Below are 26,585 nucleotides of genomic sequence, written 5' to 3' on the forward strand. Positions count from 1 at the left end.
ATATAAAAAACGCCTATATGAAATAGGTGTTTTTTTGTACATACTACATACCGAGTCTCTTCAATTTTATATTTATAGTCTTTATTAAGATGGACCATAACCAATAAGATGAGCAATTATAACTGCTATTAAACCGATTGAGTATTCAATTAGAATTAAAGGAAGAATCCACCTTGCCCACCTTGTCCATGAAATTCCTGCAATTGCTAATCCAGCCATTAGCGTACCACCTGTTGGAAAAATAATATTTCCAATACCATCGGCGAATGAGAAAGATAATACTGCTGTTTGGCGTGTAATGTCCAATAAATCTGCAAGTGGTGCCATGATAGGCATTGTCAACATCGCATGGCCACTACCTGATGCTAAAATAAAATGAATCGCTACTTGGAAGTTGTACATTCCAACAACACTTAAAAAAGGAGAAATATGTTCCATTCCTTCCGATACTTGATACAGTAGCGGGTCTATAATATGCCCTTGATTCAATACAACTAAAATAGCGCGTGATACACCAATGATTAAAGCTCCCCCGATTAAAGATGCCGATCCTTGTGTAAAAGATTCTACAGTATCATCAAGAGATATCTTGCCGAGGATTGCAATGATTATAGTTAAAATAATAAATAAGGCTGCAATTTCTTTTATATACCACTCGTACTTAATAACACCAAATACAAGAATAATATAATTGATTAAAAAGGCCGTTAATATCCATTTATGTCTTTTTGTTAACTCTACTTTCGCTGTTAATAGGCTGTCTTGCTCATTTGTATCGAATTTTCCGTAAATTCCGCTTGCAGGATCCCTCTTTACTTTCATAGCATGACGATAGACGAATGTAACAGCAATTACATATATGACTACGAATAAAATGAGGCGAAATCCCATCCCCGAATACATAGGAAGACCCGCTATCCCTTGCGCAAGCCCAACTGTAAACGGATTCATAATTGCCGTTGTAAATCCAACGGACGCTCCTACTAGTACCATCGCGGTTCCTGTTATCGTATCAAATCCAACCGCAAGAGCTAGCGGGATGAATAGAGGTACATACACTAAAGCTTCCTCAGCCATTCCCATTAATGACCCGCCAAGTGCAAAGAACAGCATGATAATAGGAATCATTAACTTTTCACGGTTAGCAAGTTTTTTTGCCATCGTTGAAACAAGAGCCTCAACCGTACCAGATGCCTTTAATACACCAAAAAACCCTCCGATAATAAGAATAAAAAAGATAATATTAGCAGCTTCTACCATCCCTGTAGGAATAGATTTTACTGTATCAAAAAATCCAAGTGGCGTTGATTCAATCCATTTAAATGAATTTGGATCTACTGTTGTATACCCATTTTTTTCAATCTGTTCATATTTTCCGGCCGGCAATATATGTGTAATCACAGCCGCAATTACTAACAAGACAAGTAGCATTGCAAATACGTTTATTTTCCATTCTTTTTTTTCCTTTTTTTCTTCTGGCTCGAATGAAACTGCCTTTTCTGATACTTGACTCATATACCAATCCCCTTTGCAATAAAGTGAAACTTTAATCATTGGGGTTGTATCTTCCCCCCCAATGATTATTAGTTGAACCAATCGGGCTTTTACGGGCAGTTGATCCCCTACCTAACTTCTTTGCTTCCGCTGAATTTTGAGGTGGGGGTCTTACTGCCCGTTAATGCGGGATAAAGTGAAACTTTAATCATTGGGGATTCGTTCATCCCCCAATGATTATTACTTTTACAAGCAGCCGGCAGTCTGGTTTCCCCACTACCATGACGTACCAAGCTATCCATCAATTCTTTTATTTATAACACGCTAGGATTTAACTACCTTTTTACTAATTTCATTTACAAATTGGTTAAATAAACGCTGCTGTAGAGCATCCTTTTCCGACATCATTTCTGGATGCCATTGAACCGCTGCTACATAACGATGAGCCTTCGATTCAATAGCCTCTATTACACCATCAAAGGACCATGCGCTCGCCTCAAAATCTTTCCCTAATGTTTTCACTGCTTGATGGTGAAAAGAATTAACCATTAAAGATTTTTGGCCAATAGCCTCATAAATTTTTCCCTCTTCCAAAAGATCTACGGAATGAGAGCCTTGCCATTTACGGAACTGTTCTCGAACATGGAAATATTCTGGCCCCATCTCGTGCTCTAAGTCTTGATAAAGAGATCCACCAGCTGCAACATTTAACACCTGTAATCCTCGGCAAATTCCTAGAATAGGAATATCTTTTTCTAAAGCTTGCTTTGCCAGATTTAATTCAAAATTATCTCGTTCTTCCTCTACAGTACCTATATACGATTTTGGAGTATCACCGTAATAAATTGGATTGATGTCCGCGCCACCAGCCAATAACAATCCATCTAATTGATTAAGTGTGGACTCAATTTGATCAACTTCCTCAATTGGAAGTAGAACAACCGTTGCACCTGCCCTTTGAAGGGAACGGATGTAGTCATAAGAAAAGAGAGCCATATCTTGACCTGGTAGCCCTCGCAAGCCCTCCTTCCCTATTTCACTATGATCAACATAATACCCAGTAACACCAATTAGTGGTTTCATTTTCTCTCACCTCATAATTTAAATGGTTTCGTTGTCTTTCTCTGTTGAAATTGTATCCTCTTAACCTCCCTTTTCTAACAAGTGGTAAAGAATTAAATATGTAAATTATGACTCTACTCATTTCATTATTTCTTTACACACCATTGATATAAGCAAATATCGTGCCAACATTGAAATTTAAGTGATTATTTACATATTTTTAAATATTTTGTCGTTTAATCGGTGTTTACTTTGTTGAAATGTATTATAATTGGTTATTAATTGGTTACATAACAGCCAATTAATAACCAACTTTAGACCAATTACATTCAACTAAAGAGGTGTTCTATGAACAAATTTGAAAACAACCACATTGTATTGATCACCGTTCTAAAAGAAACACGAAAAGCCCTACATCAACAACTAACGGAGATGGTAGGTGACCTCATAGATATCGAAAGTTTTTCTGTAGAAGAAAGTATTCCAAAAGTATTTCATTCTACATTAATTGTGTTACCGAATACATTTACGATAGAAACGGTGAAAGAATTTATTGGGGAAAACTGCGAAGTAATAATAGCAAAACGAACATTAAATTACGAAAACGTGGATCAGCTTTTATTTTTACCAGAAGGAACACAAGCTCTATATGTGAATGATAATCATGAAACAGTATACGAATCAATTGAAACGATGCGTCAATTAGGGCTAAACCACATTGAATATTTTCCATACTATCCTGGAAAAACGAATATACAAATGATCAAGCTTGCAATCACACCTGGCGAACTTGAAATTATCCCTGACTTTGTAGAAAAAGTAATTAATATTGGCCATAGATTAATAGATATTACTACAATCATGTCCATCCTAGATCGATTTCATTTAATGGAGGAATCAGGTAACCACGTTTCTGAGAGATACTATCGAAAAATAGTAGATTTAACAAAGAATTTAGCTAAAGCTCATCGACAACTTCATCAAGTTATTGATGGTGTTGGTGATGGCATACTAGCTATTGATTATGAAGGAAGAATTGTTGTCTTTAATGAATTTCTGGAAAGCATGCTGAAAATAAAAAGTAAAAACGCTATTGGTCATCCGATTGATGCCATTATTGATAATATTGATTTAGTAAACTTCATCCTTTCAAATAAGCAACAAGAAAGCGGGATATTTGTTGTAAACGGCTTGGATGTAATAGTGGAACGTCTACATATAAATGATCAATCGATTATTGTTACTTTTAGAAATGCCCTTAAGACCATCGGATTTGAACGTAAATTGAGAAAAGAATTTGTCAAAAAAGGTTATGTAGCAAAATACAATTTTCATAATATTGTTGGCATTAGCTCTACTATCCAAGACACGAAACAAATTGCCAAAAGGTTAGCTAAGACGGATTTAACTGTATTAATTGAGGGTGAAAGTGGTACCGGAAAAGAGTTGTTTGCAAGTGCTATTCATAACGCTTCCCAGCGAAATAGCGGTCCTTTCCTTGCTGTTAACTTCAGTGCTTTATCGGACGATTTAGTCGAGAGTGAATTATTTGGTTATGAAGACGGAGCGTTTACCGGAGCAAAAAAGGGCGGAAAAATGGGACTATTTGAACAAGCAAATGGCGGCACTATTTTTTTAGATGAGATTGGAGATATTAGCCTGAAACTCCAAGCACGACTCCTTCGAGTATTGCAAGAAAAAGAGATTATGCGCGTTGGCGGAAGCCAAATTATCCCGATAGACGTAAGGATTATTGCAGCAACCAATAAGGATCTACTAAAAATGATTCAAGAAAATGTGTTTAGAGAGGACTTATACCATAGGCTTAAAGTACTCTTTATACACCTTCCTGAATTAAGGGCGCGCCGAAATGACATTGAATTATTGGCTAAACATTTTGTTGCACTATCGGGCCCTAAAGTCAAAATTGAACAAGAATTAATTGAAGAACTTCAAGGATATCCATGGTACGGAAATGTACGAGAACTTAAAAATACGATAGATTATATGCTTGCTGTCCGTACCGGAAACCAAATAACAAAAAATGATTTGCCTAATCAACATTATTTTCAAAAGCCTCCACATCAGAAAACAGATAGTGACCAGGGCGAGAGTATAACACCCTTTTCTACAAGTCCAAACGCTCTTGATCAAGAATCACTTTTCATCCTTACCCTCATCATGAATTATGAAGAAAAAGGAAAAACAATCGGAAGAAGAATTATTTCTGAAAAGAGCCAAGAAGTCGAAATGAAATTAACTGAGGCACAGGTTAGACACCGATTGAACTTCCTGAAAATGAAAGGATATTTGCAAATAAAAAGAGGTAGAGCAGGAATCAATCTAACAAGAAAAGGTTTGGAGATTGTACGTAATCTTTAGTCAAGGTTCGGATTTTCAGATACATAGAGGCTGTTTTATAAACAGCCTTTTTTTTGATGGAATAAAACGTCGATAAATTTAAGTTACAAATATTCAGAATTAATATTAAAATGAAGAATGGGGATAGGGGTATGGGATTTTAAATTTTATACATAACGAGGGAATAGAAATGAAACTACAATTAAAAGCGGATTTAGGGCTACTACTAGTTACATTCTTCTGGGGTGCATCCATCTTACTTACAAAGGTTGGACTCGAAGGCATAGAAGAATACAATTTAATCGCATTACGATTTATTATTGCCTTTCTTTTATCAGGTTTAATATTTTACAAACATTTATTCAAAATCGATTTTAAAACTGTAAAATATGCATTCATACTCGCTTCAGTCTTATTTATCGTTTACATTTTCGCGACTTTCGGCACAAAGTATACGAGCGTTTCTAATGCTGGTTTCTTACTATGTCTCACAGTCATTTTCATTCCGATACTATCAGCTATATTTTTAAAACACATTCCAGAAAAGAAAGTGATAGTAGGAATCATTTTAACGATAATAGGAATCGGCTTATTAACATTAACGAGCGAATTCAAGATCGGTAACGGCGATATATTTTGCATACTGTCTGCCTTATTTTATGCGATTCACGTCATCATCACTGGCAGCGTAACAAAACATGTGAACTCCATTGCACTTGGAGTCATACAACTCGGCTTCGTCGGCCTATTTAGTCTTATTTTTTCATTCATTATCGAAACGCCAAAACTGCCTAGCACAACCAACTCATGGCTAATCATCCTAGCCTTAAGCATCTTTTGCACCGCAGTCGCTTTCATCGTGCAAGTTATCGCCCAGCAATACACGACGCCTACACATACCGGACTTATCTTCTCATTAGAACCTGTCTTTTCCGCAGGCTTCGCTTTCGTTTTCACCGGTGAAACACTTACTGGGAAAGGATACTTAGGCGCGACACTTATATTAGTGAGTGTGTTGATTGCTGAGGTGGATTTTAAGGGATTGTTGCGGCCTAATTATAAGAAAAATATGGAATAGTTATTTCGCTAAAGTACATACACATACCCCCGAAAATATTCGTTTGTATTATTTTCACCCTCTTACCTTATTTTTTTAGATGCTACCTTCGAATAAGGTAGCATCTAAAAAATGTTACAAGGAATTATTATATTTATGTAGCCTGCATAGTTAACCTTTTCTACATTACTTACTGCACATAGTCATACAGATTTTTCGCTAACAATAAACAAGTTACTGTAATGAAAAGAGCACGAACATACCCGCTTCCTTTTTTTATAGCAAACTTGGAGCCAACGACTCCTCCAGCAATTTGAGCAATCCCCATTATAAAACCATACGCATAGTTTACTTGCCCTACATACATAAATATTAACAATGCACCAACATTACTTCCTAAATTAAGAAACTTCGCATTACCTGCTGCTTTTAAAAAATCATACCCAATAAATAAAAGAGCGAACATTAAAAACGAACCTGTGCCAGGCCCTAGAAATCCATCATAAAAACCAATAGCAAAAATAAAAAAGGTAAAAATAATGACGTGTCGACCAGATAATTTCTTATGAGTAGAAATACTACCCCAATCCTTTTTAAATATTGTATAAATAGCGACTGCACCAAGCATTACCAGCATCAATGGCTTCAGTACTTCTGGGTTCATTAAATGAACAGTCCATGCACCTACTATAGAGCCTATGAAAGTGATTGGAAATAATTTTAATGCCGATTTCAAATCAAGATTACCAGAACGATAAAACACAATATTACTAGTTGCACTCCCCATTGTTGATGCTAATTTATTCGTGGCTACTGCACTTGCTGGATTCAGCCCTGTAAATAATAAAGCTGGTAAGGCAATCAATCCACCACCACCTACAACTGAATCAATAAATGCAGCCACAAACCCAAAAACAATCAAAATAATTAATATAGATGGGTCTAAATACAAATCCATACTAGTAGCCTCCCCTTTAGTCACTATTGTAATAGCAACTACCGATTTGCTAAATGTAAAGAGTTATTGTAACGTTAAAATATAACAGCAAACATCGGAGGACGAAAAAAGTGGACTACATAGTGCAACAGCTTAAAAAAATGGGTTTTAATGAATATGAAGCTAAATCTTATGTATCTCTTGTTAAACAGGGGCCTGTCACAGCCTACCAAGTGAGTAAAGATTCAGGTGTCCCAAGAGCACGAATTTATGAGATTTTAAGTAACCTTGTAGAAAAAGGAATTGTCATGAAGGAAGAAATAAATGACACCACTCGCTATTCACCTCTACCTGTTGAAATCTTTTTACAGAAAGCTCAATCTGAATGGCAGTCTACTTATGAAGGAATCAGTGACTCATTAAAAAAACTCGAAACTTCCGAGGAAAAAACGGATAATCGAGTAATTACTTTAAAAGACAAAAAAACAATCATTAGCTATTGTCAGACATTAATAAAAAAAGCAGAACAACGTATTGTCATTTCAATGTGGGATGAGATGTATGAAGCGTTAAAAGAGGAACTATCTGAGGTAGCCGATAAAGTTTCAGTACAAGGTATTACCCTACATGTTGAAAATCCAATTAAAAATCTAGAAGCTCATCGTATCACACCTTATACAGAAACTCTGTCTACAGAACATTGGTTTATTTTATCGATAGATTCTAAAGAGATGATTTATGGACCATCAATTGAAGAGCGTAATATTGCTTTTTATACAGATGACCCCGTTCATATATACTTATTAGAGGATTATGTATGGCATGACGTTTTAGTGAATCGACTTGTCCGACGTAGCCAAGATGATTTGCAGCAATGGATCACGGCAGAGAGAAAATCCTTCTTTATGGGAAAATAAGAAATATATTAAAAGAATCAAAGAATAAAGCATAAGTTAATGGAATGAAAAACTTATGCTTTATTTGCAAATTCATACCCAAGTCTTTCAACTATTCTCCCTCCACAAACCTTCCAAACTCCTTCAAAAACCGCAGCTTAAAACTCCCCACAGGCCCATTCCGGTGCTTCGCCACATGAATCTCCGTCATCTCTTTCTGTGTCGTTTCCTTATCATAATAATCTTCACGATACATAAGCATAATGACATCTGCATCTTGCTCAATTTGTCCTGTCTCTCTTAAATCAGATAAAAGAGGTCGCTTATCTTGACGTGCTTCTACCGAACGAGACAATTGCGATAATGCTACTACACAAACATTTAATTCACGTGCTAATACCTTAAGCTTACGAGAAATTTCACTAATCTCTTGAAATCGATTGCCCTTATGCTTCGGATCACCCGTAATAAGCTGCAAGTAATCTACAATAACTAAAGCCTTCTTATCACCGTGCTTCCTCTTTAGCTTACGCGTTTGCATCCAAATATCTTGCACCGAAATGCCCGCGTTATCGTAAATCTCAAATGGTAATTCACCAATCTCCGCAAATGCCTTACTCACCTTTTCCCAGTCCTCTATCGCAAAACGATGCTTCGGATTTTTCAGCCTACCTCCTGACACTTCAGCTACGCAAGACGCCATCCTTTTTAACAATTGCTTACTACCCATCTCTAATGAAAACAATCCGACCGCCACTCCAGACTTCGCCGCATGCAGTCCAACATTTAGCGCAAACGCAGTTTTCCCCATAGAAGGACGCGCACCAAGGACGACAAAATCACCTTCCTGCAATCCGCACGTCATTTTATTTAGCGATGTATAACCAGTCTCAATACCAGTAATCTCTTTCGCATCTTGATGAAGCTCTTCATATAAATCAACTAACGCATCCTTCAAATCAAACTCACATACACAGTCCTTTTCCTCTAACTCACAAAGTGCTGTAATCGTCTCACCAATAATTTTTTCGTTCTTCTCCGCAATAAGACGCTCTCCCATCTTGTGCCCGAGAACACCCGCCTGATACATTTTCCAGGCACCTCGAACAAGCCCCTCATAATAAGAGAAGTTGGCAGTTGTAGGCACACCATCCATTAACCCTACAAAATACTCCATTCCCCCGATCCCCTCTAAAAACTTCGGATCCACCCTAGAAATGAACGTCACAAGATCAATCGGTTGCCCCTCTTCTTCCATTTTCCGCATTAACTGAAATATAGACTTGTGCACTGACAGAGAAAAATACTGCTCCGTCAAACGGCACTCCTTAATAAGCTCTCCATCAAGTAATAGAGAACCTAACACCGTCTTTTCCGCCTCCACATTTTGAATACTCATGGACGCCACCCGCGCTCCGCTAAAAAGCGCTGCAACTCTTCCTCAGACGGCGCATTCTTCTCCCACTCCTCACACCTCGCCAAAAACTCCTCCGTCTCCCCCGTACTAACAGACGAATCCTTCTTCCGAAAGCTCGCCGTATCCGCTTCAACCTCACATACTTTCGTAAATCCCTTCCCGTGCCACCCTCTCAAAATTCCCTTCACATAAGCAACCGTCCGCTTATTATTCTCAAACGCAATTTGAAGGGCCTTTAGCACAAGCTCCTCTGACAAATCTTCCATCCACGCACTCAGTTCCTCTACAGTATGAGGAGACAAACTACCGAAATGCTGCTCATAAAAGGAAAACACACGACTTCCCGTTTCTTCCTCTATAACCTCTTCTTCCGCCTCTGTCTCCTCACAAACTGGCTCAACATCATCCACAGCCAAATCACTCGGCATACCGAAATGCGCTAAAAGCATCGGAACATTCAGCTCCTCCTCTACACACTTCTGAAGAAACATATGTACAAACTCCTTATTCTTCACACCCTTCAGCTCACGAAGCACGCACTTCTCCACATTCGTATTCGTCACCGGATTATAACGAAGCCAATTTAAAACGAATAACTCTCGGGTATCCGCATCATAAAGAATCTTCCCATAATCAATGAAGCGCTGCACAAGTTTATCAACAGTCTCCCGATTATAACCCGTCTCCATCTCCGCTAACCGCTTCGGAAAAGGAAAAATCCCACACTGCGTCGTCTTCGAACAAGTTAACAAATACACATAAAAATACCGCTCCTCCGGCGTCAAATCCAAAACAAAATCATCCTGCCAAAAATTCACCTGCACAGTACGATACACCGCCATCCCAATTCCTCCCGTCCTAATTCAAAAATGAAGATTTCCTCTTTGTACTATATATAGGAAGGAGGGCCGGGTTTTTGGCGTGTTATTTCAAAATTTTTTTCGACTCCTACTACGGTGTTTGTTGGTGTTTTTGTTTTGTTATGTTTTTTCTTAGTGATTTATTACTTGGTAGGGGCTTGTAAGGGGCTTAGGAGGGGCTAGTTATCGGTTACTTCGATTAGAAACACTCGATCTGAAAAGCCACCTCGTTCTTCTGCTTTCTTTTTACGGATATTGTTGATTTCTTCTAGTGTTGTGCCTTCGTGTTCGGCTAGGGCGTTTATGAGTTCTAGTAGGTCGGATAGTTCTTCGAGTTTATGTTCTTTTGTGTCTGCTTCTAGATATTCGGTTAGTTCTTCTTGTGTTTTCTTGCAGAGTTCTTTTATGTATTCGTCTTCAGGTAGGATTCTTGTTGTGGGTGTGTTTCCGTTGGATTTTATTATTTGCGGGATTTTATTTCGGATTAGTTTGTTGTAGGTTGGCATGGGATTTTCCCTCCGTTTGGTTTTTCTTCTATTATAATGGAAAAGCAGTTTAACTAGGCGTTAAACTGCTTCATTGCTTCTTTTATATAGTTTTCTTCTTCGGTTGTGAAGAGGGCTGGGAATTCGGACAGTGGAAGATTTATTTTTTGGATTATATCCTCTATATCACTTTGAGGTATATCAAGATAGTTCGTTACTTCTTCTATTACATTGAAAAATTCATTCAAGGTAACTTGAACATCTTGATGACTCGGATCCTTCTCTTCTTCCTTATACTTTTTCAACTTCCCTATCACATCCATAAAACGCTGATCAAGCTCTTCTTTTAATTCCTTATTGTTATAAAAAGCCTGAACACTCTCTTTTAAAAAATGTTCCTCTAACCATTCTTTATTTTCTTTCTCCCATATAAAAGTTTGAAGAAATGAAGAAAATAACGCGACATCCACTCGTTCTTCCTTTTGAAACTTCTTCGTCATCTCATCCATATGCGAAAGCACCTTCGCAATTCTTTCTTGCTCCGCCAAAAGCAATTCTCTTTGAAAATCTATTTGTCTTAAAAATTCTTCAGTCTCAATATCACGCTGCAATATAATATTTTGAATTTCCCCAAGCGAAAAACCGAGATGTTTAAACGATTGAATTTGCTGCAGCACATACAAATCATCTTTCGTATATAACCGATGCCCGCCCTCAGTATAATCGCTCGGCTTTAATAAATTAATCTTGTCATAATAACGAAGCGTCCGCACCGTAACATCCCCAACACCTGCAAACTCACTAATCATCCACGCCATACCATCACCTACTCCGATAACTTCTCTTGCACATATTGAAACATATGAGAAAAACTCATCTCATTCTGCCTACAATATTGAAACAAACCTACAGCAAGCAATACAAAAGGAACATTCCCTCTATAACGATTTTCATACTCACTAATACCATCATAAAAGTACTCATACTTTCTTTTTCGTAAAACAATATAAATCGCAATAAACAACACGGCAATCATAATAAAAATTCGCTTTCCCCTTATCTCCACTTCTTGTTTCATCATCTATTCTCCTTCCACTACATACTTATCTTCTTTAAATAAAGGAATTCGAATGAAATAACGATATGGTTCATCGCGTATTACTTTCCACGCAATAACGATTACTTGAATGACCTCAAAGGCAAACACAATCCAAAACAAAACATCACTAATACGCGAACTAATATTAAATAGAAGAAAGATTAACAAATGAAAATTGAATGCTTTTCGGCAATGGTATTTGTATATTTCATTTTTACGTGCCAGTGTGATGTACATGAGTAGTGGTGAAAAGATTCCTATTGCGGCTGAGAGTAGTAGCATGATGATGGTGTTTCTTTTTTCTTTTGTAGTGGTTTTCATGAATGGTTTTGTCCCTCCTTTTGATTTGTCTTCTTTAGGTTAGGGGGTGACGTTGGGGGAGGTGCAAGAAATATATATAGAAATAAATTAGTATCACTAATATAGATAAAATCAGATTTCCACCTTAATAGAGAGGCATAAGTTCGATCTTTTCAGGGACATTGTTATAAAAATTGTGTTTAATTGGCGTTTATGATCGTTTATGTAACCGGAATTTAATGCTCTAAAATATGCTAATAAACGTTTCCTTTAGTTATGTACGCTTTAATTTACAGTTTTGAGGGACATGGAGAGCACCATCGCCCCAACCTCTGCCAATCAAACATTAATGTATTGATGTTTATCCCCTTTGGTATCATTTATACGGCATATGTATTAAACAGCTTACTTTACAACAACCACGATTTAAATAATACCTCTCTTATAGCTAATAATTTTTATTTACTAACAAGATAGTTTGAAATAATAATTTTTTGAACAAACTTGTTTAAAGAGATTCCAATATTCAGTCGGTTTAGTTAATAGCACTTTTTTCATTTGAATAAACATGCTCTTTTTATTGATTAAATTTATAAGTAGTGAATTTAAGTGCTTGTTATTTAACATAGACAACATTTGTAATAAAAGCCAAAATACCTATAAAAAATAGCCAGGAGGCTTAAAATGAACTCGATTACTAAACCATTTAATCCTTTGAATTTAACTGACGAGTTTTCTCTAACAAAACAATATAACGCTGAAGTTATGCGCAATACTGTGAAGGAAATAATAGGTAGCTATCATCATCAGTTCGATCACCCATATGAATGTATACAAAATGCAGTTGATATCTGTGAAAAACTTTTTTATTCTTTAATACAACACGAAAGCAGCATTGATTATGTACCAACCGTACGGATAATTATAAACCTTAAGGACAATTCTTTAACAGTTATTGATAATGGCTTAGGAATGTCTAAAGAAGTCATCCAAAAATACTTCTTTACCCCTTATGCGACAATCAAGTCTATTATTGATAACGATGAAAGTATTCGTCAAAGAGGGGAAAAAGGAGTGGGTGCTACTTTCTTATCATATGGATGTAATATGATTCATGTAACCAGTAAATCACGAGAAACTGGGGAAATCACATCTGGTATACTAGAAAATGCTTTAGATTGGTGTAATAAAGAGATTGAATTATTACCAATGCCAGTTGTTAAACCTCATGAACCACACCAAGAAATATACAATGTTGAACATGGTACCGTTATAAGAATCAAGTTCTCTGACAACACTAATATTAGCAAATTAAAGGATCATGGAAATAATTGCAATCAATGGGAAGCAATCTTACGGCTACATACTGCTTTAGGTTACATCGATAATACTGAAGATTCCTTTTTTAAATCTTTAAGAGCCGAACTAACTGTAATTACCGAAGAGGGAATCGATAAAAAATTAATCGAAACTGGGTATCTCTATCCTCATTTAACCACAGAATCGGCAATCAATCTCGATACCCTAGTTAGGACAGCAGGAAAATTGAAAGATTCACAAAGAGATATGAATATTTCATGGAAACATTTTAGCTATGATGAAGTTAGTTACATAGTCTCTTCACGCATGGAAAACTCTAGGTATATGAGACAGAATAAGAAAACTAAGTTATCAAACATTCTTAATAAACATAAACCTGAGATATACGTAGCATTCACTTATGGATCTGACTTTTGGGAAGAGAGGAATCACGAGATTTGGGGCGAAGAATTAGATGGCTATTTAAAACATGGCATAACTTTTTCAACAAAAAGCCAAAAAATTGGTGAAAACAAAAGAATTGACTTTACCTTTAGAACTGGAGACTTTAACCGCTTCTTCATACTATTAAATATGAAGAACCTTAAGGGTGATATTGGAAGAAAAAGCCTTAATGAAGATATTGAGGCTTTTGCAAATTTCTTCGCTAATGGTGTGCATGGTACTTTTACCAATAATATTGATTCATTGCGACCTAGCCCCGGACCTTTCGACGAAAACCAAGAATCTGAGCTTGAAGAGATCAAGGATCGAGCTTTAGGCTCAAAGAGCTTGGACATTAAAAACTTATCCTTTATTAAAGAGCCACAAGAAGAACAAGATGTTATTGCTTTATTTTTCAACTTAATGGGCCTTAATATTATTAAAGGATACCAAATATATTCGACACATATTTCTAGAACATACGACGGAGTGGGGAGATTCTTTATCAAAGAACAAGAAGAGAATTATTATTCTACTAGGAATATCTTAGGTGTTTCAGCTGATAAATTCAAGAATGGCATTGTTAAATCTCCAACCCGTTGTTTTTTTGAGTTTAAATATACAACAGATGGTCTTGTGAGAGACATAAGAAGTGGATACAAAAGGCTACAAGATATAAAGTGGTTGATTTGTTGGAAAATCGGAGAAAAGCATAAAAGTGAAGGTATAGGATTAATTGATATAACAGTTCCAGCTCAAATAAATCAGAGGGATTATTATGGCGTGACACACCTATTGACAGAAGGACAAGATAAGGTATACGTAATATGCTTAAAGGAGGTAATCAAAACATTACAAATCCCCTAACAGTCATCAAGGAGGTTTCCAATAATGGAAACCTCCTTTTGTCTTACCAACTCATACACTCTCGTAAGTATTAAATATTTATTCTCAAATCCATTGACCTGAAGAATTTGAGAGAGATCTTCAACTACTTGACTCTTACTCCTTAATGGAACCGCATATACTTTCAGTTTCTTCTCTTCCTCTGCATGTAATATACCCAAATTCAATTTGTTTATTATAGCCCATTGTGTATATAATAAAACCGCTGTTTGTATACGATTATATCCTGTTAAGCATATGTATATTTGAAACAAATCTTCCTGTCTAACCTCTGAACGATTTCCATTCATTAATGACTTCCATTTCGTATCTATTATGATTGGGCTAGACCCATTATCAACAAAAATATCCAGTTTTAATTGGAAAATATCTCGCTTATTCTTTTCCTTTACTAATAACCGATACTTGTTATGCTATCCATGCACAGTATGTTCAGTCATTTTTCATTAAGATCGTACTATAACTTTTCAAATAGATCATCCATCTCAAAAAGGAGCAAAAATGATTCTAACTTACTTTTTCATCACTCACATATCCAGTAGCAACTAACGACTTAATATTAATGGTAAGTTAAACAGTTTTTCACTTTAATACTGATTGGTAGATGTCCCTCATTCACTAATATAGGTTATTTCTCATTGCTATATCTACTAATACAATCTACTAAAAACTTTTCTAGCTCTCTATCACAACAATACACATAACAACCTTTCATTCCACGTGTCATAAGAGTCTTATATGTATTTTTAACAAGAGTAATTAACGGATCTATTCGGCCTTTCTTCGGTTTAGCTGGTTTTGCCCCTTTATCTTTAAATTCATCTCTTCTAATAATTAGAGTGCCATTTTCTTTGTCATATCCCAAATCATTACCAATTATGACACCAACATAGTCCATTTCTAAGCCTTGTACTGTATGTATGCATCCAATTTGATCTGCACAATCTGGATGTATAGCCCAATCAATTCGATTCAGATCATTCCATGGTAGAGTGAAGTTATGTTCTTTAATTACAACATCATGTGCCAATTCTTTTCCCTTAGTATTTTTAGTCCATTCCCAAGCGTAACCTGCTAATAACCTCCCACCTCTTTTTTTAACAATCTCTTCTCTTAATATATGGGGATCAGATATAACTTTAAAATCAAAATCTCCTTCAAGTACTACATTATTATTTTCATCACCAAAAATACTGTCTAGCCATTCAATATAATTACCTGATCCCGAACAACGGTATTGTGAATCCAATTCTACAACATGAACTTCAGCTTCAAATTTTGCTGCTTCTTCTGTCAATAGAGCTACACTTCCAATATCTTTTTTCGATATCTTTTGGGAGTCATCGATAAAGAAAACACTTATTTTAGAAGATCGCATGATTTGTGTAGCTTGATTTTCCCCCACGATTTTCTTTTTCATATGTCCATGTTCTTTTAAACGATGTGCTTCATCACAAATCAATACATCAAAATAATTTTCTGGCGTATCAACATAAGAAGCAGATCCTTTAAATAAATCCCTTAATTCTACAAATCCTGATGTACCAATCATTTTTTTTCGTAAAACTTCCCTAAAGGCCTGATTCGGCGTAATATATTCTACATAAGCCTCTTCCTTTAGCATGTGACTCATCACATGTAATCCAATCACTGATTTTCCGGTACCTGGACCACCTTTTATCAAAATCACTTGCTTTTGATCTTTTTTTGTTTTCATTTGATCATACATATTAACAATTTTTTCATAAGCAACCTTTTGCTCATCTAATAAGATAAATTCCTCATTCCCTTCAATTAAAGACTTAGCTCTTTCTACAAGCTTTTTTGAAGGATGAATTCTCCCTGTTTCAATGGCTGCAGCAATTTCCCCACCATTCCCATTAGAGACTAGTTTGCTTATGTTTTCAGCTAAAACCCTATCGTCAAATTGAAAATATATTGGGGACTCCTGAAGATACCTTTCGTATCTATTATCTAATAAAGGTTCCTCATCTCGATCCATAATATAATTGTGTAAGTATGCACAGGAATGCAAACTAATAGCTGACTCATCGTATAAAGATTCATTAAAATTTTGGAGAAATCTTTTATACGATGACGCTTGATATGAAGGGTGAACTGTTTCGCGCTCACGCCCTCCTAAGAACGTTTTTACAATTCCATCGCCCTCAGCAGTTATTGCTTTTTCCCACTGTTTCAGTTCAACAATCAATGCATTATCTGTTCCTGTTTCATCCTGACCAGTAATAAGAAAATCGATTCTTTTCTCTGTAGAAGGCAGTTTATACTCTAACAGTACATGTGTATCATCCTTTAATTCCACATCACGGAGTAATTTTGCCATTTGCGGCAAAGACCTCTCCCAGGATCTTATTTCACTATCCGAAACAACTTTATTCATTTTATTTAACAAATTATTTTTCAAGACATATCCAATCTGTTTATCACGAATATGCTCCAAAAAATCTTTGGATGTCTCGTTATATATAATCATTTAATATCCCCTTCTCTTTCTTGTGATACAGGGTATTTCTTTGCGTTTTTCTCTAGCTTTCGAATAACCTCTTCTTCTAAATTCACATCCATTTTATCTGCCATTTGAATTAAATATATAAATACATCAGCCATCTCCTCTTTTATATTTTGACGAGAGGTAGCTAATGCTTCTTCACTACTTTTCCATTGAAAGTTTTCCAAAAGCTCATTTGCTTCTAATGAAATCGAAATTGCCAAGTCTTTTTCATCATGATATTGTTTCCAATTCCTTTGATCGCGGAATTCCATAATTTTTTCATAAACGTTTTTCATTATTCTCTCTCCTCTTTCATAATACAAATATCGTTATCTTCTATTTTATCAATTTCCAAGGTTATAAAAACATTAAAAAATCCATAACGACCAACTTTAAAGAAACTTCTTTCCCCGTCTATCTCTCCGAATACTAACAAGCCGACTCTCATAATCAATCCAAATCTAAACATCCTGCACACACTACCTCTTAACAGGAGAAGATTCACTACATTCTGCTCACACCACTGAAATGGACGCATGAAAACCAGCAAAAAACACATTACCCCCCAATAAAGAAGGCCATATCAAAAGCATACTCCAATGTCATTTTGATACAGCCTCATCTTTTCTACCAATACTACTTCTTAATCATTGTAAGGACATGCTGGCATTAAATACTTAATCCACCTACAAAACATTACCATCCTTTAAATAATCATAAAGCTTATTATCCATCGATTTCTCCATAATCATATTCATCGTAACAACAGGTAGTTCTTTTCCATTTTTATCTTGCATTTCAGTTTGTTCTACACTTGCTTTATCAGGTCTCGCTTTTCCTAAATAGTAAAAGTCACTTCCCTCGTCATCATCTTTTTTCACAAAAATATGGACATCAATATTATTTTCTTTAGCATCAATAATTGTTTGAACTTCCTTTGATTTTAATGTTCTATTACTTCTTGTATACCATTTAAGAACATCTTGATTAAGGAATTCATCACCGTAGTCCACACTGGATTCTACCTCATCATTTTTATGGTATGTGATAAATATTGGACAAGTATAGTACTTTGTCTTATAACCATACATAGTTGAGCTCTCATCATTATGCCAATTTAAAAGTTTACAAACATCTTTTCTTGAGTATTTTTTATATACAGTAAGGTTACTATCACACTCATAGTTTTTGCTCTTTTCCCTTGCACTTTTAATAATGTCCATAACCATACGCTTAAAGTATTCATTTTGTTCTAAGCTTTTTCGGATAGAATCATTAAACATATACGTCTTATCGGCCTGTAAAGAGAGAATTGGCTTTTCTCCATATTTCTTTTGGCTGTTTTGCAAGAAAAATTCTAATTCAAAAATTCGTTGCACAGAAGTAATAGTGTCATCATCTGTTAAGCAATTAGATTTTTCAAGTTGTTTTATATACTCATCTTTATCAACTTTTTCTTGCTTTAGTAACAATTCTAATAAAACAATTTCGTTTTTACGTTTTCCATTCAATACTTCCAATGAAAACATTGTTAAAACTTTATTTTCGTACTCTGTTAATGCAGGGACATCTTCTTTCATTTTCAATAAGAACTGATAATAGTTCGAATATCCTTCTGCAAGTACAACTGGATCAATAGAATGGTTTACTATAAAGTCATATAGATATGGAGTTCTTCCTATTCTATTTTTCAACTCAGCAAAGGCTTCCTTCAATACTTTCATTGCTGTTAAATTACTATTATTAATCGCTTTAAAAATTTGCTTTTTCGCTATCTCTTCAAAGTTAACTGTTGAAATACCTTTAATATAACTCGTATCATTTGTATATCTACGTATATTATCTTTATTTTGTGATCTATCTCCTGAAAGAGCGATTGGAATTAAATAGTTATTTTTATAGTTTCCAATAAAATCAATAATCGTAACAAAATCTTTCGAATCGTGTTTTCGAAGTCCACGCCCCAGCTGCTGTATAAAGATAATACTTGATTGAGTTTGTCTTAACATGACAACTTGATTAACACTTGGAATATCAATTCCTTCATTAAAAATATCTACTGTTAAAATATAATCCAGTATGCCATTTTCTAATTGATTCACCCGCAGTTCTCTTTCCTCTTGGGAATGATCGCCGGTTAATGCAAATGTGCGAAAACCTCTATTATTTAAGGCATATGATAATTGTTCTGCCTCATCTTTTCGGCTGCAAAACATTAATCCTGTTACTTTCTCACCAGAATAACCATAGTATTTTACTTTTTCAACTACATGATCCACTCGCTCTTCCGTAACAAGTTTAGATAAAGCAGTTGTGTCATCTATCTTTTCACCATTATATTCAAAATCAGTAACTCCAAAATAATGAAAAGGACAAAGCATATCTTCTTCAAGTGCTTCTTGCAAACGAATTTCATAAGCAATATTGTAGTCAAATAGCTCATAAATATTAAAGTTGTCTGTACGTTCAGGTGTAGCAGTCATTCCCATTAAAAATTTCGGTTTAAAATAATCAATAACCCTATGATAAGAACTAGCACCAGCTTTATGAACTTCATCTATTAAAATATAATCGAATAGCTCAGGATCAAATTGGTGTAAAGTGGCCTCTTTTGAAATAGTTTGGATCGTCGCAAATAAATATTTAGCATGCACTTGCTTATTTGATCCTGATAAAATCCCAAAATCCTCATGGGCTCCGCCAAGAACCTTTTGAAAATCTGATTTTGCTTTATTTAATATTTGCTCTCGGTGAACAATAAACAGCATCCGTTTAGGTGCAAAATTTCTAACATCAAATGCTGAAAGATATGTCTTACCCGTTCCTGTTGCAGAGATAACTAATCCTTTTTCTTTTCCAGCGTCTCGAATAGCTTGTATTTCTTTTAACGCAGCTTGTTGCATTTTATTTGGAGTAATTTTCAACGCTTCTTCAATTGCATTATGATATTGACCCGGTAATTCTATAACTCGATCTAGCAATTTATTTTCTGCAACTTGTTCATATATTGTTTCGTAATTTGCAATCAACTCTTCAGTTAATACTTGAGAATGCTCCCAGACTTCTTCAAATTGATTTTTAAAATGTTGAACAATCTCTCCATCTTCATGCGATGTTAACTTGACGTTCCATTCATAGTTTACCTTCAAAGCATGTGCAGTCAGATTTGAACTACCGACAATTAATGAACAATGTGTTTTGTTATCAAATATGTATCCCTTTGAATGAAAACCAGATAAGTTTGTTAATCTCACTTCTACATTTTCAAGTTTCATTAACTCTCTAAACACTTTTGGTGTATTAAAATTTAAGAATGTAGATGTTAATATACGTCCTTTAACCCCTTTTTGCTTAAGATCAAGGAAATGTGATTTTAAAGTCGCTAGCCCACTTTCCGTAATAAAAGCCACCGAGAAAATAAAAGCTGTGCTATTTTCAAGTTCTTCCAACAACGAGCTTAAAACATTTTCATTTTTCTTCGTATTGTTTACTAATAATTTAGGTTTATATATTCCAGGATGATTATGTTTTTGATTAATAAATCCTTTATATAAAGACCCTTCTAACTTTTGAATGAAATTCTCCATATGATCACCATTTATGACAAATTTTTATACTAATTGTATTACTCACTGATTTAAAGTGCAAATTTATTACAATATAAAAAACTATCCGTATAAAACGAATAGTTTTTTATCAAATTACTTTACAATCGATTCTTTTGATAATTTCTCAATAGTTGGAATATCCGCAGGTGCCCACTCTAAAGCTGATAGTTCATTCGGATATAACCATTTAATTGCTACGTGCTCAGTTAGAACCGGACTTCCTTCAACAAGCTTACAATAAAAAGTCTTCAAATGAACAATACCAAAATCATACTCATAGGCTGTATAATCAATTTGCTCACCAATCTGCACGCTACAATGCATTTCTTCATCAATTTCACGCTTTAACGCCTCTTGAGGTGTTTCTCCCTCTTCTATTTTCCCACCTGGAAATTCCCACATAAGAGGTAGCGATTTAGATGGTCCTCTTTGTGCACATAAAATTTTCTCATCTTGGACAATTACTGCTCCAACAACATAAATATTTTTTTTCATTATGTCCTCCTTAAATCTCACAGAAACTCTATACTTTATGTTTCCACACTTTATAGACTGAAAAATGCCTTGTATATCTTTTAACGACTAATATATTTTTAATCAGTAAGCTAGATTTTATCTAACCCTATCCAGCCCTTTTAATGTCATTAGCCTAACACTCTCATCTCTTTTATATTATATAGAAGTAACTACAAAAATAAAGCCCGATTGAATACTTCCCTCTTAAGTCTCTTTTTTCAGCATTTCCTCATACCTAAAATCACATTGCTCCAACAACAACCTACTCTCCCCACTCCCCTTATAAAAACTCTCCCAACCCCTCTCCCTCAAAATCCCCTTCCAACTCTCACTCTCCACCATCCTCTTAATAACACCATCCCAATAAGCAACCTCTTCCTCCGTCATATCTTTCGGGCCCATAATTCCTTTCCAGTGCTGGAAGATGACGTTGATTCCTTGTTCTTTCCATGTTGGGATTTCTGGTAGTCGGTCTAGGCGTTTTGGTGCGGATACGGCTAATATTTTTATTTTGCCGGATTTGTATTGTTTTTCGGCTTCGGATAGGGTCATGGTTGCGGCGCTGATTTGTTTGTTCGTTAGGGCGTTTATGATTTTTCCTTTGTTTTCGTAGACGAAGAATTGTAGTTCGGCAGGGTTTATGCCGAATGCTTTGCTTACTTGTACGAAGGATAGGTGATCGTCGTTTCCTAGGCCTGGTGCAACGCCGATTTTGAAGTTTTTCTTGTCTTGTTTTAGTTGTTCCATTAGTTGTTTTGCAGTTTCTATGTTTGATTCTTTTGATACGACAACGACTTCCCAGTCCGATGCTAGTGTCGCGAGCGGTGTGAAGTCTTTATATGTTAGTTTACTGTGGCCTAGTAGGTTGTTTGTTATGAGTAAGCTTGAGTTAATCGCCAGTACGTGACCGCCTTTTTGTTTCGTATATTTCCATCCGACGTCACCGCTGCCGCCTACTTTGTTTGTGACAGTAATTGGTTTTGTGAAGATTTTTTCTTCTGTTAGTGTTTTTTGCATCGCTCGTGCTGTTAAGTCCCATCCTGCTCCTTGAACGTTTGGCGCAACGATTTCAACTTTGTCGATGTTCACTTTATTCGTATGGGATTTTTCCGAAGAGCAACCAGCTATTACTCCTGTCATGATCCATATACATAGTAATAATCGCTTTTTCATAGCCCTCGTCCTATGCGATATTTTCGCTCTGGTCGTCCGATAATGCCGTATGTGTACTCTACTGTGCATTCGTTTGTCGCTACTAAGTATTCTAAGTATCTTCTTGCGGTTGTTCGGGAGGCTCCCATTTGTTCGCCCATTTCTTCTATTGTAATGCCCTCTTCGAATCCTTTTATAATCCCTTTCACTTTTTGCAGTGTTAACGGATCCACACCTGTCGGTAAGTTTTTTATGTCTTGTGTTTGCGAAATGCCGAAGAAGTTATCGATAAGTGCTTGATTCACTTCATTGTTACTATGTAATAGTTGCTTCTTTCTTTTATAGTCTTCAATTGTGCGAACGAATTTTTCTAACGTGACCGGTTTTATAAGATAGTTGCTTACGCCGTTTCGAATTGCTTTTTCTAACATATGGTTTTCATTTGCCGCAGTAACCATAATGACGTCAACGTTTGGAAAGTCAGCATGAATTTTCGGTAATAAGTCTGTTCCGATTCCGTCTGGTAAATAATTATCTAATAGAAGCAAATCGATTTCTTCCATTTGTAGTAGTTCCATCGTTTCTTTCGCGTTCAATGCTTTCCCAATCACTTTTACGTCCTTTATTTTTAATAAAAACTCTTCCTGAATTTGCGCGACGCGGAAATCATCTTCTGCAATTGCAACCTTCAACATATGCCCATCCCCCTGTTTGTCATGTACTTTCTCTCAATGTTTTCGGAAGGTAAATTGTAAAAATAGCTCCCCCATTTTTCTCGTTTTGAATTTCAATTGTTCCCCCTAGTAGATCTACCATTTCTTTTACATTTGCTAGCCCGTAACCACGATTATTTCCTTTCGTTGAAAATCCTTTTTGAAAAATGGTCGTAATTTTTTCTGCCGGTATCCCTGCTCCACTATCTATTACTTCAAACACAATGTCGTGCCCAATATCCGTAACAAAGAAGGAAACATTCTTTTCCTCTTGCTCACTCACCGCATCAAACGCATTGTCGATTATGTTTCCAAGTATCGTAATAAGGTGCGAAACTTTTATATGATCTGGTAACGGATGAAGCGCACTATCTCCTTCAATATGAAAATCAATTTTCTTCTCAGACGCTGTTCCGATTTTTCCTAATAAAATAGCTTGTACTTTCGCATCGTGAATTTGATGGAATAAAATATGATTTTGGCTTTGATGAATATTAGATTCTTGCTGAATAAATTCAATCGCTTCTTTGTAGTGCCCTAACTGAAGTAATCCTGATAAGACGAAAAGTTTATTTGTAAATTCATGCGTTTGAGCACGTAAGTCCTCGGAATACTTTCTTACCTCAGATATTGTATTCACTAAGTTTTGCAGTTCTGTTTTATCTCTAAAACTACATACAACGCCTACCGTATTATTATTTTCAAGTATCGGTGTCCTATTTAAAATAAACACCTTATCTTGAAACGCGATTTCTTGATCGTTTTCTAACACTCGTTCCATATTAAATTCTGGTAAAATCTTCGAAATTTGTTGCTGCATATAATCACCATTTACATGTAACATTTCTTCTGCCGACGTGTTCATCATCGTAATAAAACCGTTTTGATCGATAGCAATAATTCCTTCTTTTATAGATAGTAATATCGCGCTGCGTTCCCGGTATAGCGCTGCGATTTCATTCGGCTCTAAACCGAGTGTATCTTTCCGAATGCTACGTGCTAAAAGAATGCCACCAACAATGCCGGCTAGCAATACAGCTAAGGAAAAGAGTATAATTTCTTTCGTTCTGCTCAGTATGTTAGATTGAATACCTTTTATTAAAAACTCTACTGTCACAACACCAACTACTTGATCATAGTCTCCGTTATGAACAATAATGGGTGCTTTCGCCATTAAAGCAGGACCACTTTCGCCATTTCCTTCAAGCGTATAATAGCCACCAAAAGTGAGTACTTCATAGTTATATGGATTGTTACTCTTTGTGCCAATTAACTCCGAATTAGAATGGGAATACATCACCCCAAAGCGATCTTCTATAATGACATAATCTGCACCAGCTTGCTCACGAACTTGTTCCGCAATAGATTGGATCGTACTTTTATGCTCATTATTTTGAAAAGCATCTTTTATAGCTGGCATAAAAGAGAGCGACTTCGCAGTTTGCAGTGCTAACTGCTCCACTTGACGCTTCGTATCAACGGACTGAATGTAAACAAATATTCCCGCTAACAGGAGAACGACAAATAAAATTAACGCGATAATTAGGCTTACTATTTTCGTTTGTAATGACACTTTGCGTGATTTCTTCATGCTTCATATCCTTTGATAAAATATTCTAAACTATCAATCTCCTTTTTCTATTATTATGACAAAACGAATAATGAAGCAACTATTAAAACTCTCCATGTACATAAAGTACAAAAAGAATAAAATTGTCATAATATTGAGATTTTATTCTACAGATAGTACAATTCAACTACAATGAACGCGCTTTCATATATACCTTTTATTTATAAGCAAGAGGAGGAATGATTATGGCTCAAGCAAACTCAAAACGAGTCGCGGGCAATATTTTCAAAGGTTCAGTCGGCAATTTAATTGAATGGTATGACTGGTACGTTTACTCTGCTTTCGCTGTTTACTTTTCAGCAGAGTTCTTTCCTAAAGGCGATCCAACGAGTCAGTTACTGAACACAGCGGCTATTTTCGCAGTTGGATTTTTAATGCGCCCTATCGGAAGTTTATTAATGGGCCGCTATGCAGATCGGCACGGACGCCGGGCAGCATTAACGCTTTCCATTACGGTTATGGCCGGTGGTTCTTTAATTATCGCCTGTACCCCTAGTTACGAAAGCATCGGTATTATGGCGCCAATTATTTTAGTTCTTGCCCGTTTACTACAAGGATTATCACTCGGCGGAGAGTACGGAACTTCTGCCACATATTTATCTGAAATGGCTAGTAGTGGTCGCCGCGGCTTTTATTCAAGTTTCCAGTATGTCACGCTCGTTGCTGGGCAGATGGTTGCGTTAGGCGTTCAAATTGTTCTTCAGCAATTACTAAGCGAACCAGATATGAAAGCTTGGGGCTGGCGCATTCCATTCATTATTGGAGCGATGGGCGCAGTAGCTGTATTATGGCTTCGCCGCACGATGGATGAATCGGAGCAATTTGCAAACATAAAATCACAAAAACGCGAAAGCGCAGGAACCGTTCGCGCGCTTATGAAACACCCGAAAGCAGTATTAACAGTAGTCGGCCTAACATTAGGAGGCACTGTCGCATTCTACACGTACACAACATATTTACAAAAGTTCATGGTAAACACAGTCGGTCTTCCGAAAGAAGTTGTAAGCTGGATTAACTTTGCCGCACTACTTATTTTCGTTGTACTTCAGCCAATTGCGGGGCTACTATCCGATAAAATTGGACGCCGCCCACTATTAATGGCTTTCGGTATTCTCGGAACATTACTAACAGCACCAATCTTCTTCTTCATGGAAAAAACGACAGAACCAATGGTAGCATTCTTACTCATGATGGTCGGCCTCATTATCGTTACTGGTTACACATCGATTAACGCAATTGTAAAAGCAGAACTCTTCCCAACTGAAATTCGCGCACTTGGCGTAGGTTTACCGTATGCGTTAACAGTTGCGATATTCGGTGGAACAGCAGAATTCATCGCATTATGGCTAAAGAGTATCGGAATGGAATCACTATTCTACTTCTACGTAGCCGGATGTATCGCAATCAGCTTTATCACGTATTGGCGTATGGATGAGTCATCGAAGACTTCGCAGATTGAGGCGGAGCTTGGTGGGGATACATTAGTTAATAATAAGTCTAGTTAAAATTATGTATTCTATTATCTTCGTTTATCTAAAAAAGCATAATTCACTAATATGCAATTTAAAAACCTCTACTTATATGTAGAGGTTTTTGTATGACGAAAAAACACGTAGTTCCATTGTTATTTTAAAAACCCCAAATTCTTCCTCATCTTAAAGTGGAACAAATTTATTACTTAGAGTGTCTAATAAGTGTATTTCTAATATGAGTTGTCCAGATTGGATACAACATATCCCGTTTGACATCTATTTTTATGTATTACAAAAAAATGAAAGGACTTATTATTCCCAAAAGTAAAAAACATGTATTGTAATACTTTCACAGGTGAACCATT

General features: G+C 36.0%; 22 protein-coding genes and 1 pseudogene. 5 read left to right on the forward strand and 18 right to left on the reverse strand.

Features of this window, described 5'->3' with window-relative positions; all coding sequences use genetic code 11:
- Positions 1 to 84: 84 nt before the first annotated feature.
- Both JDS81_RS09825 and JDS81_RS09830 read right to left on the reverse strand, forming a co-directional pair.
- A complete protein-coding gene (locus JDS81_RS09825) occupies positions 85 to 1,515 on the reverse strand; it encodes a YfcC family protein (RefSeq protein WP_000084611.1) in 1,431 nt (476 codons plus the stop codon).
- Positions 1,516 to 1,818: 303 nt separating this feature from the next.
- Positions 1,819 to 2,577: a gamma-glutamyl-gamma-aminobutyrate hydrolase family protein gene (locus tag JDS81_RS09830; protein ID WP_097953117.1), complete on the reverse strand. Its 759-nt coding sequence runs from the start codon at positions 2,575 to 2,577 to the stop codon at positions 1,819 to 1,821.
- 327 nt (positions 2,578 to 2,904) lie between these two features.
- Here JDS81_RS09830 and JDS81_RS09835 point away from each other — a divergent pair, with 327 nt between their 5' ends.
- Entirely contained in the window at positions 2,905 to 4,938 is a 2,034-nt protein-coding gene (locus JDS81_RS09835; RefSeq protein WP_097953116.1) for a sigma 54-interacting transcriptional regulator, read from the forward strand.
- Between the two features lie 169 nt (positions 4,939 to 5,107).
- Positions 5,108 to 5,995 (forward strand): DMT family transporter, encoded by an 888-nt coding sequence (locus JDS81_RS09840; RefSeq protein ID WP_084065318.1) that lies wholly within the window; start codon positions 5,108 to 5,110, stop codon positions 5,993 to 5,995.
- Positions 5,996 to 6,164: 169 nt separating this feature from the next.
- Here the strand turns inward: JDS81_RS09840 and JDS81_RS09845 are convergent, their stop codons facing one another.
- Positions 6,165 to 6,932, reverse strand: coding sequence for a TSUP family transporter (locus tag JDS81_RS09845; RefSeq protein WP_025966954.1), 768 nt, complete (start codon positions 6,930 to 6,932; stop codon positions 6,165 to 6,167).
- Positions 6,933 to 7,042: 110 nt separating this feature from the next.
- Between JDS81_RS09845 and JDS81_RS09850 the strand changes: the two genes are divergently transcribed.
- Positions 7,043 to 7,828 (forward strand): TrmB family transcriptional regulator, encoded by a 786-nt coding sequence (locus tag JDS81_RS09850; protein ID WP_097953115.1) that lies wholly within the window; start codon positions 7,043 to 7,045, stop codon positions 7,826 to 7,828.
- A gap of 91 nt (positions 7,829 to 7,919) precedes the next feature.
- Here the strand turns inward: JDS81_RS09850 and dnaB are convergent, their stop codons facing one another.
- The 6 genes from dnaB to JDS81_RS09880 form a co-directional block, all read right to left on the reverse strand.
- Positions 7,920 to 9,206, reverse strand: coding sequence for a replicative DNA helicase (dnaB, locus tag JDS81_RS09855; RefSeq protein WP_142316306.1), 1,287 nt, complete (start codon positions 9,204 to 9,206; stop codon positions 7,920 to 7,922).
- Positions 9,203 to 10,066 (reverse strand): DnaD domain-containing protein, encoded by an 864-nt coding sequence (locus tag JDS81_RS09860; protein ID WP_097912685.1) that lies wholly within the window; start codon positions 10,064 to 10,066, stop codon positions 9,203 to 9,205. Before JDS81_RS09860 ends, dnaB begins: the two co-directional genes overlap by 4 nt.
- Before the next feature lie 197 nt (positions 10,067 to 10,263).
- Entirely contained in the window at positions 10,264 to 10,590 is a 327-nt protein-coding gene (locus tag JDS81_RS09865; RefSeq protein ID WP_097953113.1) for a nucleoside triphosphate pyrophosphohydrolase, read from the reverse strand.
- A gap of 53 nt (positions 10,591 to 10,643) precedes the next feature.
- Positions 10,644 to 11,387, reverse strand: coding sequence for a MerR family transcriptional regulator (locus JDS81_RS09870; RefSeq protein ID WP_097953112.1), 744 nt, complete (start codon positions 11,385 to 11,387; stop codon positions 10,644 to 10,646).
- Between the two features lie 8 nt (positions 11,388 to 11,395).
- On the reverse strand, positions 11,396 to 11,647 hold the full coding sequence (locus tag JDS81_RS09875) for a hypothetical protein (protein WP_142312913.1): 252 nt from the start codon (positions 11,645 to 11,647) through the stop codon (positions 11,396 to 11,398).
- 3 nt (positions 11,648 to 11,650) lie between these two features.
- Positions 11,651 to 11,989 carry a magnetosome magnetite crystal formation protein family gene (locus JDS81_RS09880; protein WP_097953110.1) on the reverse strand — a complete coding sequence of 113 codons (339 nt, stop codon included), beginning with the start codon at positions 11,987 to 11,989 and terminating at the stop codon, positions 11,651 to 11,653.
- A gap of 663 nt (positions 11,990 to 12,652) precedes the next feature.
- Here JDS81_RS09880 and JDS81_RS09885 point away from each other — a divergent pair.
- Positions 12,653 to 14,578 (forward strand): ATP-binding protein, encoded by a 1,926-nt coding sequence (locus tag JDS81_RS09885; RefSeq protein ID WP_097953109.1) that lies wholly within the window; start codon positions 12,653 to 12,655, stop codon positions 14,576 to 14,578.
- On the opposite strand, the pseudogene JDS81_RS09890 reads toward JDS81_RS09885, so the two are convergent.
- The 9 genes and pseudogenes from JDS81_RS09890 to JDS81_RS09930 all read right to left on the reverse strand — a co-directional run.
- A pseudogene (locus JDS81_RS09890) lies at positions 14,575 to 15,006 on the reverse strand (5-methylcytosine restriction system specificity protein McrC); the annotation flags it as partial. The gene JDS81_RS09885 and the pseudogene JDS81_RS09890 sit on opposite strands and share 4 nt — an antisense overlap.
- A 239-nt stretch (positions 15,007 to 15,245) precedes the next feature.
- Positions 15,246 to 17,111, reverse strand: a complete 1,866-nt coding sequence (locus tag JDS81_RS09895) for a DUF2075 domain-containing protein (protein WP_097953107.1) — start codon at positions 17,109 to 17,111, stop codon at positions 15,246 to 15,248.
- Positions 17,108 to 17,425, reverse strand: coding sequence for a nucleotide pyrophosphohydrolase (locus JDS81_RS09900; protein WP_044306416.1), 318 nt, complete (start codon positions 17,423 to 17,425; stop codon positions 17,108 to 17,110). Before JDS81_RS09900 ends, JDS81_RS09895 begins: the two co-directional genes overlap by 4 nt.
- On the reverse strand, positions 17,425 to 17,679 hold the full coding sequence (locus tag JDS81_RS09905) for a hypothetical protein (RefSeq protein ID WP_097953106.1): 255 nt from the start codon (positions 17,677 to 17,679) through the stop codon (positions 17,425 to 17,427). Before JDS81_RS09905 ends, JDS81_RS09900 begins: the two co-directional genes overlap by 1 nt.
- 136 nt (positions 17,680 to 17,815) lie before the next feature.
- Positions 17,816 to 20,716 carry a DEAD/DEAH box helicase gene (locus JDS81_RS09910; protein WP_097953105.1) on the reverse strand — a complete coding sequence of 967 codons (2,901 nt, stop codon included), beginning with the start codon at positions 20,714 to 20,716 and terminating at the stop codon, positions 17,816 to 17,818.
- 114 nt (positions 20,717 to 20,830) lie between these two features.
- Positions 20,831 to 21,232 carry a (deoxy)nucleoside triphosphate pyrophosphohydrolase gene (locus JDS81_RS09915; protein WP_097953104.1) on the reverse strand — a complete coding sequence of 134 codons (402 nt, stop codon included), beginning with the start codon at positions 21,230 to 21,232 and terminating at the stop codon, positions 20,831 to 20,833.
- Between the two features lie 225 nt (positions 21,233 to 21,457).
- On the reverse strand, positions 21,458 to 22,426 hold the full coding sequence (locus JDS81_RS09920) for a tripartite tricarboxylate transporter substrate binding protein (protein ID WP_097953103.1): 969 nt from the start codon (positions 22,424 to 22,426) through the stop codon (positions 21,458 to 21,460).
- Entirely contained in the window at positions 22,423 to 23,100 is a 678-nt protein-coding gene (locus tag JDS81_RS09925; protein WP_097953102.1) for a response regulator, read from the reverse strand. Before JDS81_RS09925 ends, JDS81_RS09920 begins: the two co-directional genes overlap by 4 nt.
- A gap of 19 nt (positions 23,101 to 23,119) precedes the next feature.
- Entirely contained in the window at positions 23,120 to 24,709 is a 1,590-nt protein-coding gene (locus tag JDS81_RS09930) for an ATP-binding protein (RefSeq protein WP_097953101.1), read from the reverse strand.
- 224 nt (positions 24,710 to 24,933) lie between these two features.
- Here JDS81_RS09930 and JDS81_RS09935 point away from each other — a divergent pair, with 224 nt between their 5' ends.
- Positions 24,934 to 26,253, forward strand: a complete 1,320-nt coding sequence (locus tag JDS81_RS09935) for an MFS transporter (protein WP_097953100.1) — start codon at positions 24,934 to 24,936, stop codon at positions 26,251 to 26,253.
- Positions 26,254 to 26,585 lie beyond the last annotated feature (332 nt).

The sequence above is a fragment of the Bacillus cereus group sp. N31 genome, assembly GCF_016483245.1.
Taxonomy (GTDB): domain Bacteria; phylum Bacillota; class Bacilli; order Bacillales; family Bacillaceae_G; genus Bacillus_A; species Bacillus_A toyonensis.